This window comes from Actinokineospora globicatena (assembly GCF_024171945.1).
GTDB lineage: Bacteria > Actinomycetota > Actinomycetes > Mycobacteriales > Pseudonocardiaceae > Actinokineospora > Actinokineospora globicatena.
Window position 1 is genome coordinate 58428 of sequence record NZ_JAMTCR010000009.1, and the last position, 13301, is coordinate 71728.

The 13301-nt window shown below is 70.6% G+C and carries 12 protein-coding genes; 9 read left to right on the forward strand and 3 right to left on the reverse strand.

The genetic code is table 11. The features are described from left to right. The first annotated feature begins 93 nt into the window (after window positions 1-93). The 4 genes from LV79_RS33480 to LV79_RS33495 all read left to right on the forward strand — a co-directional run bounded on the left by LV79_RS33480 (window position 94) and on the right by LV79_RS33495 (window position 4556). Window positions 94-1902 (forward strand): hypothetical protein, encoded by a 1809-nt coding sequence (locus LV79_RS33480; protein ID WP_253842345.1) that lies wholly within the window; start codon window positions 94-96, stop codon window positions 1900-1902. 201 nt (window positions 1903-2103) lie between these two features. After that, on the forward strand, window positions 2104-2469 hold the full coding sequence (locus tag LV79_RS33485; RefSeq protein WP_253842346.1) for a hypothetical protein: 366 nt from the start codon (window positions 2104-2106) through the stop codon (window positions 2467-2469). A gap of 129 nt (window positions 2470-2598) precedes the next feature. After that, the gene (locus tag LV79_RS33490) at window positions 2599-3234 is read left to right on the forward strand and encodes a hypothetical protein (RefSeq protein WP_253842347.1); all 636 of its coding nucleotides are present in this window, start codon (window positions 2599-2601) and stop codon (window positions 3232-3234) included. 38 nt (window positions 3235-3272) lie between these two features. Then, entirely contained in the window at window positions 3273-4556 is a 1284-nt protein-coding gene (locus tag LV79_RS33495) for a calcium:cation antiporter family protein (protein ID WP_253842348.1), read from the forward strand. Here the strand turns inward: LV79_RS33495 and LV79_RS33500 are convergent. After that, window positions 4532-4960: an anti-sigma factor antagonist gene (locus tag LV79_RS33500; protein ID WP_253842350.1), complete on the reverse strand. Its 429-nt coding sequence runs from the start codon at window positions 4958-4960 to the stop codon at window positions 4532-4534. The two genes, LV79_RS33495 and LV79_RS33500, sit on opposite strands and share 25 nt — an antisense overlap. 163 nt (window positions 4961-5123) lie before the next feature. Here LV79_RS33500 and LV79_RS33505 point away from each other — a divergent pair, with 163 nt between their 5' ends. The 3 genes from LV79_RS33505 (at window position 5124) to malQ (ending at window position 10002) form a co-directional block, all read left to right on the forward strand. Further along, the gene (locus tag LV79_RS33505; RefSeq protein WP_253842352.1) at window positions 5124-5666 is read left to right on the forward strand and encodes a hypothetical protein; all 543 of its coding nucleotides are present in this window, start codon (window positions 5124-5126) and stop codon (window positions 5664-5666) included. Window positions 5667-5691: 25 nt separating this feature from the next. Continuing rightward, on the forward strand, window positions 5692-7029 hold the full coding sequence (locus tag LV79_RS33510) for an SDR family oxidoreductase (RefSeq protein WP_253842353.1): 1338 nt from the start codon (window positions 5692-5694) through the stop codon (window positions 7027-7029). A gap of 1116 nt (window positions 7030-8145) precedes the next feature. Then, window positions 8146-10002 carry a 4-alpha-glucanotransferase gene (malQ, locus tag LV79_RS33515; protein WP_253842354.1) on the forward strand — a complete coding sequence of 619 codons (1857 nt, stop codon included), beginning with the start codon at window positions 8146-8148 and terminating at the stop codon, window positions 10000-10002. 227 nt (window positions 10003-10229) lie between these two features. On the opposite strand, the gene LV79_RS33520 is transcribed toward malQ, so the two are convergent. Then, window positions 10230-10814: a DUF7711 family protein gene (locus tag LV79_RS33520; protein ID WP_253842356.1), complete on the reverse strand. Its 585-nt coding sequence runs from the start codon at window positions 10812-10814 to the stop codon at window positions 10230-10232. Between the two features lie 126 nt (window positions 10815-10940). Between LV79_RS33520 and LV79_RS33525 the strand changes: the two genes are divergently transcribed. Both LV79_RS33525 and LV79_RS33530 read left to right on the forward strand, forming a co-directional pair. Next, window positions 10941-12137, forward strand: a complete 1197-nt coding sequence (locus LV79_RS33525; RefSeq protein WP_253842358.1) for a cytochrome P450 — start codon at window positions 10941-10943, stop codon at window positions 12135-12137. Then, the gene (locus tag LV79_RS33530; protein WP_253842359.1) at window positions 12137-12355 is read left to right on the forward strand and encodes a ferredoxin; all 219 of its coding nucleotides are present in this window, start codon (window positions 12137-12139) and stop codon (window positions 12353-12355) included. The genes LV79_RS33525 and LV79_RS33530 overlap by 1 nt, the downstream gene beginning before the upstream one ends. Before the next feature lie 30 nt (window positions 12356-12385). On the opposite strand, the gene hisG is transcribed toward LV79_RS33530, so the two are convergent. After that, the gene (hisG, locus tag LV79_RS33535) at window positions 12386-13243 is read right to left on the reverse strand and encodes an ATP phosphoribosyltransferase (RefSeq protein ID WP_253842360.1); all 858 of its coding nucleotides are present in this window, start codon (window positions 13241-13243) and stop codon (window positions 12386-12388) included. Window positions 13244-13301 lie beyond the last annotated feature (58 nt).

Consider the following 13301-nt stretch of genomic DNA (forward strand, 5'->3'; position numbering starts at 1 on the left):
CGACCGGCAGCTTCTCGGGTGCCGCGGTGGGAAGTCGGTGGGAGGTGACTCTCCAGGTAGGACACGATGGGGGCACTACTACCGAGGGGACACATGAGATCAACTGGGGTACGGGCGCGCGTCACGCGCCTTGGGGTCGTCCTGGCCGCGGCCATCGCGGGGACCGTCATCGGCACCGGCCCGGCGCAGGCCGCGCAGCAGCACGTCACCGCGAACGTGAGCCCGGTGGCGTGGCTGAGCACCGACTCCCGCACGCCGAACAAGGTGATCACCAGCGGTGACGCCCGGGTCGGCGCCTGGCGGGACGAGCAGGGGCGCAAGCACGTCAGCAAGTCCTACTTCACCTTCGACGTCTCGGCGTACCGGACGAAGACGCTGATCCAGGTGTGGGCGCGCTTCCCCGAACTGGCCGCCAACGACTGCGCCAAGCGCCGCGCGACCGAGGTCTGGCTCACCGCGCCCGCCGAGCACCGCACCACCTGGGCCGACCAACCGCGCGAGACCGTGCGGCTCACCGGGGTCCCCAGCACCGAGTGCCTGCACAACTCCCCGCCGTGGGACGCCACCGAGGTGGTCCGCCAGGCGTTGGCGCGCGGCAAGTCGAAGGTCACGCTGGTGGTGCGCATCGCCGAGGACCAGCAGGACAAGCTCGCCTTCGGCCGCACCTACAGCTCCCGCTACCCGACGCTGGAGATCGGGTACAACACCGCGCCGCAGGTGCCGTCGAAGGTCCAGCTCGGCGGGTTCCCCCGGTACGACTGCGGGGCGACCATCCGCGACACCGCGCTCCAGGTGCTCGTGTGGCCGGTGGACGAGGACCCGATCCCCGGGCTGCGGTCGCGGCTCGCGGTCTGGCCGGTCGACCGGCCGCAGGACCGGCAGGAGTTCGTCGGGACCGGCACCAGTTCGGGCCATTCCGAGAGCTTCACCCTGCCGTCCGCGCTGCTGACCAACGGGGCTCGGCTCGCGGTCGCGGCCCGCTCCGAGGACGGCTTCGCCGTGTCCGGCTGGACCGCGCCGTGCGAGTTCACTGTGGACACTGAGGCGCCCGCCGTGCTGCCGACCGTCGCGTCCAGTGTGTACACCGAGGGGAGTGTCTTCCCCGGCGTCGGCGGCGAGACCGTCGCGGGCGACTTCACCTTCACCGCCGACGGTGTTGCCGATGTCGTCGCGTTCACCTACCGCGGGAACAACATGCCGATGGGCACGGTCCCCGCTGAGCAGCTGGGTGGTCAGGCGACCGCGTCGTTGACGCCGGTGCGGGCGGGTGCGGCGACTCTCGAGGTCGCGAGCGTGGACCGCGCGGGCAACCAGTCGGCGTGGCGGTCGTACTCGTTCTGGGTCCGGCGCACCGCACCGACCGTGGACGGCTACCTGGTCCGCTTGGCCGAGCCGAAGGTGTTCACCCTCACCGCCAACCAGCCGGGCGCCGTGGCCTTCACCTCTGTCCTCGACGGCGGCGCACCCGTGACGACCCAGGTCGGCCCGGACGGCAAGGCGCAGGTCACGGTGACGCTCACCAACGCCGACCGCACCCAGCACCCGTTCCAGGTCTGGACGGTCGACGCCACCGGCCACCGCTCCGGCGTCGCGGACCAGTCGCTCTACCTCGACACCCTCGCCCCCGACGCCAGCACCGACGTCTGGTCCCCGGTCGTCGGAGTGGCGATCCCCCTGACCTTCCAGGCAAACCTCCCCGGCTCGGTGTCTTTCACCTACCGCGTCGGCGACTCCGGCCCACCCACCACCGTCCCCGCGGTCAACGGCCACGCCGAGGTCTCCTGGACCCCAGAGACCGCGGGCCCCACCACCATCGAAGTCCGCAGCACCAACGCGGACGGCATCACCTCAGGCTGGAACCAAACCTTCGCCGTCTGGGTGGAGAACGCCCCACCCGCCTGACCTGACCGGATCCGGATGGAACCCCATCGCGACCACGAACCGCGGCGAGGGTGGTTCCATCCGGATCTGCTTCATTTCCCGGATCGAGTGAAGTCACTCGATCCGGGAGGAAACGCGCACTTGCTGGTGGGGGAGGCGAGTTTGTCGGGGACTGGTGCCGGGTAGGTCGTGCGCATGAGTGATGACGGGTATGGGTCTGGCTTGAGTCAGGCTGAGAGCCTGGATGAGGACAACCTGCGGGTGGATCCGCTGGAGGAGGGCATCGAGCCTGCGGAGCACTGGGCTGAGGCGGACAAGTTCGGGATGACCGCGGCTGAGCAGCGGGAAGGTGAGAGCCTGGACCAGCGCTTGGCGGAGGAGGAGCCGGACGTCGCTGTTGTGGACGAGCCGCAAGGTCCCACGACGCCCCTGTCCCACGTGGACGACCGCATCGACGCCCGGTCGCCCGATGTCGACGACCCCGCGCCGCCGGAGCCCAGTCACCCGCTGCACACCGAGGCCGAGCGCCGTGGGCAGGCGGCCGACGAGGCGGGTGGCTCCGTGGCGGAATCCCTCCGCGAGGGCTAGGTCAAGTCCACAGGGGACGCGTGGCCCCAGCCGGCAGGCATAGGCCAACAGCGTGAGGGACCAGCGGCGTCAGTTTCACCGCCCGAGTCGGGTGGTACACCCAACGTGACCGGGTGGAAGGGGCCTGTCGTGGACGACGGTACGTATGTCTTGTTCTTGGTCCTCGGGATCGCGCTCGTGGTGGTGGATGGGCAGATCATCTACCGGAGCGGGCTGAGGTACCTGGCTGACTCCTACGGCGAGCTGGAGTCGGCGCGCTCGATGGCCCGGCTGGTGTCGGTGCTGTTCCACTTCTCCGTGCTGGGTGTGCTGCTGCTCATCTCGGCGATCGACTTCGGCGGGGACACGCAGCTCACCGCGATGGTCCGCAAGCTGGGCATCGTGCTGTTGCTGCTGGCCGGGGCACACGCGCTGACCATCCGGATGCTGACCCGGATGCGCGACCGGCTCGACGCCGAGAACCTCACCAAGCAGCGCTACGACCACATGCAGCAGCACGGCGTCCCGCTCGACTCGACCCCGACGCCGCCTGCGGGCGCTGTCGACGCCGAGGACGTGGCGCGCGCGAACGGCACCGCCGAGACGCGGCTGTCGCGGGCACTGGGCGCCGAGCCCGGTATCGGCACGGTCCCGGCCCGCGCGGACGGCTCGGTACCCGCGCCGAGGGCGGGCGCCGTCCCCGGCCAGGAGATCCCGGTGCGGCCGAACCTGGGTCCGGAGGCCGTGGCGCGCAGGGGTGGCGCGGTCGGGCCGGACGGGCATTGATCAGCGATCCGCCGCGGCCCGCCACCAGGCGGGCCGCGGTGCCGTTGGGTCTCGCGGCGGCGGCCACCACGCCTGGGGTGTTCCTGGGCGTGACCGGTGTCCACATCAGCCCGCCGGTGGCGGCGCTGCTGTTCGGCATCGCGGTGGTCGGTGCCGCTTTCGTGCTGTCCTGGGTCGCCGAGGCGGTCCAGGTCGACATCTCGCCGGGTCTGGCGATCACCGTGCTCGCGCTGATCGCCGTGCTGCCCGAGTACGCGGTCGACTTCGTGTTCGCCTTCGAGGGCGGCCGCGCGTTCGCCGAGTACGGCCCCGCCTGCGTGCCACCCGGCTCGACCGACCACTCCAGTTGCGGCCTGGCCCTGGCGAACATGACCGGCGCCAACCGGATCCTCGTCGGCGTCGGCTGGGCCTTGGTCGTCCTGCTCGCCGCCTGGCGCATCCGCCGCGGTGACGGGGGCGCCGAGCAGCGCACCCCCAAGAAGCACGCGGGTGTGACCTTGGAGCGCACCGACGCCGTCCCGCTGGCGTTCCTCGCCGTGGCGACGCTCTACTCGTTGACCCTTCCGCTGCGGCACAGCATCACCCTCATCGACGCGGCCGTGCTGGTCGGCATCTTCGTCCTCTACGCGGTCCGGGTCGCGAAAGCACCACCGGGTGACCCCGATCTGGAGGGCGTTGCCCAGGTCCTGGGGGAGCAGCCGAAGGTCCGCCGCAGGCTGCTGTGCGGTGGCCTGTTCGCCTTCGCCGCCGTGGTGATCCTGCTGGTGGCGGAGAACTTCGCGCACGCGCTGGTCGACACCGGGACCCAGGTCGGCATCAGCCAGTTCTTCCTGGTCCAGTGGCTGGCCCCGCTCGCCTCCGAGGCGCCCGAGCTGCTGGTGGCCTGCCTGTACGCGTGGCGGCTCAAGACCACCGACGCGCTCGCCACCCTCGTCTCCTCCAAGGTCAACCAGTGGACGCTGCTGGTGGGCACCCTCCCCGTCGTGTTCGCCATCGCCGCGGGCTCGACCTCCGGGCTGCCCATCGACGCGGCGCAGCGGGAGGAACTGCTGCTCACCGCCGCGCAGTCGCTGTTCGCGGTGTCGCTGCTGCTCAGCCTGAGCATCACCGTGCGCGGCGGCCTGCTGCTGCTCGGGTTGTTCATCGCCCAGTTCGTGCTGGCCAGCGTCCTGCCGGAGTCGGTGAAGGGCGTCGAGCTGGTCGTGCTGTCGTGCGTGTACCTGCTGGCCGCCGTCGTGGTCACGATCCGGTCGCGCAAAGACCTCGTGGCGCTGGCCAGGGACGGTTTCCGCACGCCCTACCGGGAGCTCGCCGACCGGTGACCGTGCGGGCCGAGCGGCTCGGCGAGGTCGCGGTGCAGCCGGAACGTGCGCCGCAGCCCGGTGACGTCGAGCAGCCGCAGCACCGGCCGCCCGTCGGCCACCAGCCGCAGGTCGATCGCGCGGGCGGCGGCGGTGTCGCGGGCGGCGACCAGGGCGCTGAGCCCGGCGGCCGCCAGGAAGTCCACTTCGGACAGGTCGACCACCAGCACGAGCACGTCCGGCACGGCGAGCCCGGCGCGCAACGCCGCGTCGACGGCGGGCGCGGTCACCAGGTCGACCTCGCCGCGCACGGTGATCAGCACCGCCCACTGGCCGACCCGCTCGATGCTCGCGGTGCTGGGTCTGTCGCGGGCGGGCCGGGGCGCTGGGAGGGCGACGGCCGGGATCCTGGTGCGGGGAACCATGTCGGCCTCGGTTCATGCCGTCGGGAGGTCTCCGAAGCATAGAGCACCGGTCCCGCAGGGCAAGGAGGTCGACAGCGCTTCGCCCCGATGGGCGCACGGGCCACGGTTGGGAGTGCCCGGACAGGGGTAGCTCATCAGAGGGCCGGTGACCCGAGGAGGACACGTGCTGCGACGACAGTGGGCGCGCCCCTACACACTTGTGCTGACCGTGCTGTCCGCCGCCGTCGGGTTTACCGGGGTCTGCGCGGGCGCGGCGTTGCTGCGGTCATGGACCCTGGTTTTCCTCGGTATTACAGCAATTTGCCTTGGGTTAGCTCTGTCTGCCGCTCTTACTGGCAACAGCAAACTCGAGCTGAGCGGCGCTGTCTTATCGGGGCTGCTGTTCGTGACGTTGGTTGGCACGGCGGGTCTAGTGATCCTCGTCGAGTGGGTGGCTTTCGCTCTTGTCGGTGCGTTGGCTGTAGCCGTCATCCCACTGCGTGGCGGTCGGGGGTACAGCACGGAGTACTTGTGCGCCCGGTGGACGTCCACGCTTCTTACCCTCAACCAAGCCAAGACCCCTACCGAGGCCGCTGGCGTGCTCCGTATCCGGCAGCGCTACCTCGACGAGTTGGAGCGACGCCATCCCGAAGCCTTCAGCCGCTGGCTCACCACGCCGGACGTTGACCCCGCCACGATCCTCGCCCGTCGGCAGAACTCGCTCTAGCGCCGAATCCAGGCAAGATGGGGACGTGTCCACCTGCCTCATCCTCGGCGCCAGCGGCTACATCGGCGTACACCTGACGGCCGCTCTTACCGCCACTGGCCACCGCGTCCGAGGGTTCGCCCGGTCTCTTACCGATGCCCCTGACGCTATCCAAGGGGACGTACTCGACCCTCTTGCGCTGTCTGCGGCGATGAGAGAGGTCGACGTCGTCTATCACCTGGTTCACTCGATGAGCGGGGATGACTTCGTCGCCCACGACGAGAAGATCGCTCGCGCTGTCGCTTCGGCGGCCGCGGAGGCGGGTGTTCGGCAGTTGGTCTACCTGGGCGGGCCTCGTCCGACTGACGGCGAGGTGTCCGCGCACTTGGCGTCTCGTGCGCAGGTCGGTGACATCTTCCTGGCCGCGCCGACCCCGGCGTTGGTCCTGCAGGCGTCGATGATCATCGGCGCGGGCTCCGCCAGCTTCGAACTCTTGGCGAAGGCGGCCCGTGGGGGACCGGTGCTGCCCAACCCCTCTTACATGAGCAACCGCAGCCGTCCGATCGCAATCCGGGATGTCTTGCACTACCTGGTGGAGGCGGCTGATGGTGCGCCGGTGAACGAGATCGCCGACATCGCCGGTCCGGACACGGTCACCTACCTGGACCTCGTGCAACGTTGCGCCCGGGTGGCTGGTTTGCCTCGACGGATCGCGCTGCCGGTAGTGCTGCCGCCTGCTGTTGCCGCTGCCATCACGTCGGAACCTCTGGTGCGTGCGTTGCTGGAGTCGCTGCGTCACGATCTCGTGCCTGCCGAGGTAATGCCACCGCCGCCGGGTGGGGGGACCAGCCTCGACCGCGCACTACGGGACGCGCTGGGCGTACCGGCGCCGGAGGGGCCACCGGTCGACTCACCCGGCATGCTCCGCGATCGCAAGACAACCCGCGTTAGGGCTACCCGCGACCAACTGTGGGACGTCATCACCGATATCGGCGGCACTAACGGCTGGCACACCATCCCCGGCGCGTGGTCCCTAAGAGGCGCCGTCGACCACCTCATCGGCGGCGTAGGTCTTCACCGCGGCAGGCCTGAGCACCTCGCGGCTGGTGACACCGTCGACAGTTGGTCGGTGGTCGCCCGATCCGACGACACCACCGAACTTCTCCTCCGCACCGACATGCGCCTCCCCGGCCGCGCCTGGCTCTCCCTCCGAGCCACCCCCGGCCCCACCCCCACCGAGAGCGTCCTGGAACAAACCACCTGGTTCCACCCGCACGGCCTAGCCGGAAAGCTCTACTGGTACACCCAAAAACCCGCCCACGACATCATCTTCGCCACCATGGCCACCGGCATAGCCAAAACCGCCGAATCCCGAGACGCCTAACCCTCCACGGGCGCGCCCTCCGCCCCGCGTGCAGGTCCCCGCACCCACGGGCGCACTCTTCGCCCCACCGCACGCCCGCAGATGCCCCACGCCCATCCGCTACCGGCGTCTCACCTATCAATCCCTTCAACCCCAACGCAACTACTCACCCCACCAACCCCACGCCCGACCCTGCACGGCCGAGTACGCCCCACCTGGCCCACTCCGCCCAACCTGACCTGTGCCGCCCCGCGGCTCTAAGACTGCCTTTCAGGCCTAAGAGCCCCGCGCCCGAAGGCCCACGGGCCAGGCCGCCCTAGGCACTAAGACAGCCTCACGGGCCGAGGGCCAGCCCACTCGCCAAGTCGGCCTCACGTGCTAAGACGACCCACTTGCTAGGACGGCCCCACGCGCCAAGACGGCCCCACGGCCTAAGACCGCCCCACAGCCCTAAGACCAGCCCACGGCCCCAGGTCAGCCGAAGCCCACAGGTCAGCCCACGAACCAAGCCCACCCCACCGCCCCGCTTCGCGCCCGCGCGCGGTCCCACCCCAGCCCGGCCCCCACCCTCTCCGGGGGGCGGCCCAGGTTCAGTCTACCGGGACCCCCCGACGGGCGATCTTGAAACGGGCCCCGTGGAGATCCACATGTGGATAACTCTTGTCGCCCAGCGGAGTGGAAAATGGCGGACCTGCAAGCGTGAATCGCCTGGTCACGGCCTCGGGAGTGAGAGGGGCGGAGGTGCCGCGACCAATGTCGTCTTGACAGTGATCATCTGGCCGCCTTGACGAGCGTCGTCCGTCCACAGAGGACAGCAGGTCGGCCCTCGGATCCACCCCCCGGCCTACCGACCCCGGATCGCGCCCGCGCGCGCAGACAACCCCTGCCCAGCCCCCACCCTCTCCGGGGGGCGTCCCTGGGCCAGTCTACCGGGAGCCGCCGACAGTTGATCTTGAGAGCACCCCCGCAGAGATCGACATGTGGATAACTTCTGTCACCCGGAAGACGGAATTCTCCGGAGGTGGTGGCGAGAGATCCGCTGGTCGAAGGCGCGAGCACGAGTGCGGCATCCGAGTCCGGCGGGAGTGGGGCGGGTCCGGTTGAATGGGGGGCGACCCCCTTCGGAAAGGCTCCCTTGTGGACGATCGACTTGCTGGCCTGGCCGCGGCGCACGGTGTGGCGCTGGAGTATGAGAACGGTGAGCGGCAGCGTGTTGTGGTGGATCCCGCGGTGGTGCGGGCGATCCTGGATGAGCTGGGGGATCCGCCGGTCAGGGCGGCTGTGCCGTCGGTGGTGCGGCAAGGGGCTCGGGTCGAGGTCGGCAAGGGCGAGGTGGAGCTGGAGTTCGGCGGCATAGTTCCCGTTGACGGGGCGTTGCCCGACCTGCCCCTCGGTTGGCACCGGTTGCGTGTCGGCAACCAGGAGACCTCGCTCGCGGTCACCCCGGATCGGCTGCCGGACCTGGAGCGCACCTGGGGCTGGATGGTCCAGCTGTACGCGCTGCACAGTCCCGACTCCTGGGGGATCGGCGACTACCGCGACCTGCGCGACTTCGTCACCAAGGCGAGCGCGGACGAGGCCGGTGCCGTGCTGGTGAGCCCGGTCGCCGCCGGGGCGTTGACGACGCCGGTGCGCAAGTCGCCGTACTCGCCGTCGAGCAGGCGGTTTCTCAACCCGCTGCACCTGTCGGTCCTGGACATCCCCGAGTTCGCCGCCGCCGACGAGGCCACCCGCGCGAGTGTTCGCGCATTGCAGCCCAAGCTCGGCGAGCAGATCGACCACGACGCCGTGTGGGCCGCCAAGACCGCCGCGTTCGCACAGCTCGACCCGCAGTTGCCGGACCTCTCCACCCTTAGCCCGGACCTGCTCGACTTCGCCACCTTCAGCGCCCTCGCCGAACGCTATGGTCCCGACTGGCGCACCTGGCCCACGGAACTGCGCCACCCCGCGAACACCGCCGTAGTGGCCGCCCGCGCCGAACTCGCTGACAGAGTTGCCTTCCACGCTTGGCTCCAACAGCGCTCGGCAGCACAACTCGACGCCGTTAGGTCTGCCGCGACGGGTATGCGCGTAGGTGTCATCCACGACCTACCCGTCGGCGTCGACCCGGGTGGCGCGGACGGCTGGTCGCTGCAAGATGTCCTCGCATCGAGAGTCACCGTAGGAGCCCCGCCAGACGCGTTCAGCCCTCTAGGGCAAGACTGGGTTCTGCCGCCTCTACGCCCGGACAAGCTGGCCGAACAGGGTTACCAACCGTTCCGCGACATGATTCGCGCGGTCTTGACCCACGGAGACGGCATCCGCGTGGACCACGTGGCGGGTCTATGGCGACTGTGGTGGATCCCGCCGGGCGAGTCCCCTGATCGCGGCACCTATGTGCACTACGACGGTGAGGCGATGCTCGGTGTCCTAGCGCTAGAGGCACACCGCGCGAACGCGCTGGTCATCGGTGAGGACCTGGGCACGGTGCCGGAGTACGTCACCCAGCAACTCCAGGAACGCGGGGTGCTCAGCTGCGCCGTCGCGTGGTTCCAGCGCGACCGGGACAACCGGCAGCTCCCGGCCGACCGCTACCCCAAGCAGGCGGCCGCGAGCATCTCCACCCACGACCTCCCGACGGCGACCGGCTTCCTCGCGGGCGAGCACGTGCGGGTCCGCACCGAACTCGGGTTGCTCAAGGACCCCGAGGCCGAGCGCGAGATCGCGGCGGCCGAACGCGCGGGCGTCCTGCGGGTGCTGGCCGACGAACACCTGGTGGGCCCCGACCCCACCGTCGCCGAGACCGTGCTCGCGCTGCACCGGTTCATCGCCAAGACGCCCTGCGCCTTGGTCTTCGCAGCCCCCCAGGACCTGGTGGGCGAGCTGCGTCAGCCCAACCTGCCCGGCACCGTCGACCAGTACCCCAACTGGCGACTCCCGCTGCCCGTCACGGTCGACGAGCTGGTGGCCCACCCCGCGGTGCGCGCGGCGGTGGCCGAACTCCGAGCCAGGTGAGCGGCTACGGGCAGGCGGGTTCCGGCTCGGGCAGCGGCGCGGTGAGCGGCTCCTCCAGCAGGCCCTGCTCCTGCAGCAGCGCGGTGTAGATCGGGTTCGGGTCGACGTCGGGCACGGTGACTCTGCTTTCCCTCGCGTGTTGTCGGACGGTAGCTGTGTATCCAGCTGCCACCAGTCTCACACCTCCGTTCGGGTGACGGTTGCCAGTTCGCAATACACGGAAGGCGCTATTTGATCACATCGAGTAGGTCCAGGTAGCCGGCACTGGCCTGCCAGAGGGCGTCCGACACCGGCTCCAGCTTGCCCGGTTTCCACCGCCGCTCCTCGTACTCGCCGGTACGGTCGCGCAGCGCGCGCAGGCTCAGCGCCAGTTCGTCCGACAGCCGCGTGGCCAGCTCATCGGCCGCGGGCGCGGGCAGGCGCAGGGGCTCGGCCTCGCCGTCGGCGATGGCGGCGAGCGCCTCGTCGTTGACGCCGTCCGCGGCCGACCACACCAGCACCGGCCGCTCCAGGCGGTGGTTCCACACGGGAGCGTGCGCCGAGCGCCAGTGGACCTCGGCCGGGGTCTGCGGCAGCCGGGCCGCCGACGCCCAGTGCCTGGCGCCAGCGGGTTCGGTCAGCCAGGGCACGGCCGCGACGTCCACCGTCAGCGCCACGGTGATCGTCTCCAGTTCGCGCGGGCGACCCAGCAGGCCGCCCGCCGCCCAGAGCCCGCCGACCCGCAACGGGAAGATCGACGCGGGGCGGCCCGCCATGTCGTCGCAGGTCGTGGCCAGGGTCGTCAGGTGGTGCACGGCACGCGTCCAGTTCACGGCGCCATCCTGCCGCACCCCGGCGGAGGTCACCGTCAGCGACTGGTCGTTGACGGTCCGCCGTCATCGGTCGTACGTTGGCGGTGGGGCAGCCCGAGTGGGGGACCCCTGAACGGAGGGGGAGCGATGACAGCCGCCGACGAGCGCGTCCAGGACTACCCGTTCAACCGCCCCGAGGGCCTCGACCTGGCGCCCGCCTACGGCGCCGCTCGCACCGGCCCCGGCATGATCCGCGTCCAACTGCCCTTCGGTGAGCCCGCCTGGCTGGCCACCCGCTACGAGGACGCCCGGTTCGTGCTCGGCGACCGCCGGTTCAGCCGCGCGCTGGCCGCCGAGCGCGACGAGCCCCGGGTCCAGTTCCACCGCGGCTCCGGCGGCATCCTCGCCATGGACCCGCCCGACCACACCCGGCTGCGCGTGCTCGTGGCCAGCGCGTTCACCGTGCGCAGGGTCGAGCGGCTGCGTCCCAGGGTCCGCGAGATCGCGGACGGCCTCGTCGCGGACATGTACGCGAGCGGTTCACCTGCCGACCTCGTCGAGGCGTTCGCGCTACCGCTGCCGGTTCAGGTGATCTGCGAACTGCTCGGTGTCCCAGCCGCCGACCGGCACCTGTTTCGCGAGTGGAGCGACGGGCTCTTGTCCACGGCAGCGCTGACTGCCGAAGAGTTCACACGCAACGACCAGGAACTCTCGGCCTACATGGCAGGACTGGTCGCGCAGCGCCGCGAGGCTCCCGCCGACGACCTGATGTCCGCCCTGATCGCGGCCCGCGCCGACGACGTGGAACGGCTCACCGAGCAGGAACTGGTCGAGTTGTGCGTCGGGGTGCTGGTCGCGGGCCACGAGACCACCGCGACCCAGATCCCCAACTTCGTGCACGTCCTGCTCACCCGGCCCGACCGCCTCGCCGAACTCCAGGCCGACCCCGACCTCATCCCGGCGGCGGTGGAGGAGCTGATGAGGTTCGTCCCCCTTGGCGCCACCTCGGCGTTCGCCCGCTACGCCACCGAGGACGTCCAGGTCGGCTCGGTCCTGGTGCGCGCGGGCGAACCGGTCCTGGCCGCGATCGGCTCGGCCAACCACGACGAGACCCGCTTCCCGGACGCGGAGGAGGTGCGCTTCGACCGCGAGACGACCGCGCACCTGGGCTTCGGCCACGGCGCCCACCACTGCCTCGGGGCCGCCCTGGCCAGGGTCGAACTCCAGGAGGCCATCCGCGCCCTGCTCACCCTCTCCAACCTCGCCGAGGCGGGCGATCCGGTGTGGAAGACACAGATGCTGGTACGCGGCCCGCGCACCCTGCCTATCGCCTGGGAGGCGTGATGACCTGGTCGATCAGTGTCGACACCACAACGTGCCTGGGTTCCGGTATCTGTGCCGGTTCGCGACCGGACATCTTCCAGTTCCACGGCTCTTACGCCGAACCCATCACCGACCATCTAGAGCCGGACGAGGACGTCTTGGACCTGGCTGACACCTGCCCGGCGGCGGCGATCCTGATCCGGGACGAGTCAGGGGCGGAGCTCGCGCCCCGCCCCTGATAGGTCAGCGGTACCTGTAGATCAGCAGTACTAGATGCGGCTGGACTCCAGCGGCGTGACGAGGATCGCGCGCGCGCCGACCTCCCACAGCTCGTCCATGACGAACGGCGCGCGGTCCCGGGGCACCAGCGACCGCACCGCGACCCAGCCCTCACGGGCGAGGGGGGAGACGGTGGGGGACTCGATGCCGGGGGTGAGCGCGCAGGCGGCTTCCTGCACCTCGGTCGGGCAGTCGTAGTCGATCATCACGTACTGCCGGGCGATGAGGACGCCCTTGAGCCTGCGGCGGACCCGCTCGACCGCCGTCGCGACCGCGTCGTCGGCGTCCGGCCTGCGGATCAGCACGGCCTCCGACTGCAGGATGGGCTCGCCGAACACCGCGAGCCCGGAGTTGCGCAGGCTGGTGCCGGTCTCCACGACGTCGGCCACCGCGTCGGCGATGCCCAGCTGCACCGAGGTCTCCACGGCGCCGTCGAGCCGGACCAGTTTCGCGGCGACGCCGTGCTCGGCCAGGTGCGCGGCGACCAGGCCGGGGTAGCTGGTGGCCACCCGCTTGCCCTCGAGGTCGGCGATGGCGCTGAGCTCGCCGGGCCGGGCGGCGAACCGGAAGGTCGACGCGGAGTAACCGAGCGGCAGGACCTCCTCGGCGCCGGTGTCGGCGTCGAGCAGCAGGTCGCGTCCGGTGATGCCCGCGTCGAGGGTGCCGGAGCCGACGTAGAGGGCGATGTCGCGCGGCCGCAGGAAGAAGAACCGCACGTCGTTGCGGGCGTCGTCGATCATCAGCTCGCGGTTGCCGCGATGGACCCGGTACCCCGCCGCGGTGAGGAGCTGGTCGGAGGGGAGGCTGAGCGACCCCTTGTTGGGCACGGCGATGCGTAGCGTGGTCACGCGCCGGGATCCTGCCACACGGTGACGAACCCAGGACCAACCCCGGGTTGCCGCGCGA

Bases quoted from the DNA above. Each gene is read 5' to 3' on its own strand.
- LV79_RS33480 (WP_253842345.1), top strand. From the start codon at position 94: ATGAGATCAACTGGGGTACGGGCGCGCGTCACGCGCCTTGGGGTCGTC.
- LV79_RS33500 (WP_253842350.1), bottom strand. From the start codon at position 4,960: ATGGTTCCCCGCACCAGGATCCCGGCCGTCGCCCTCCCAGCGCCCCGG.
- LV79_RS33525 (WP_253842358.1), top strand. From the start codon at position 10,941: ATGACAGCCGCCGACGAGCGCGTCCAGGACTACCCGTTCAACCGCCCC.
- LV79_RS33530 (WP_253842359.1), top strand. From the start codon at position 12,137: ATGACCTGGTCGATCAGTGTCGACACCACAACGTGCCTGGGTTCCGGT.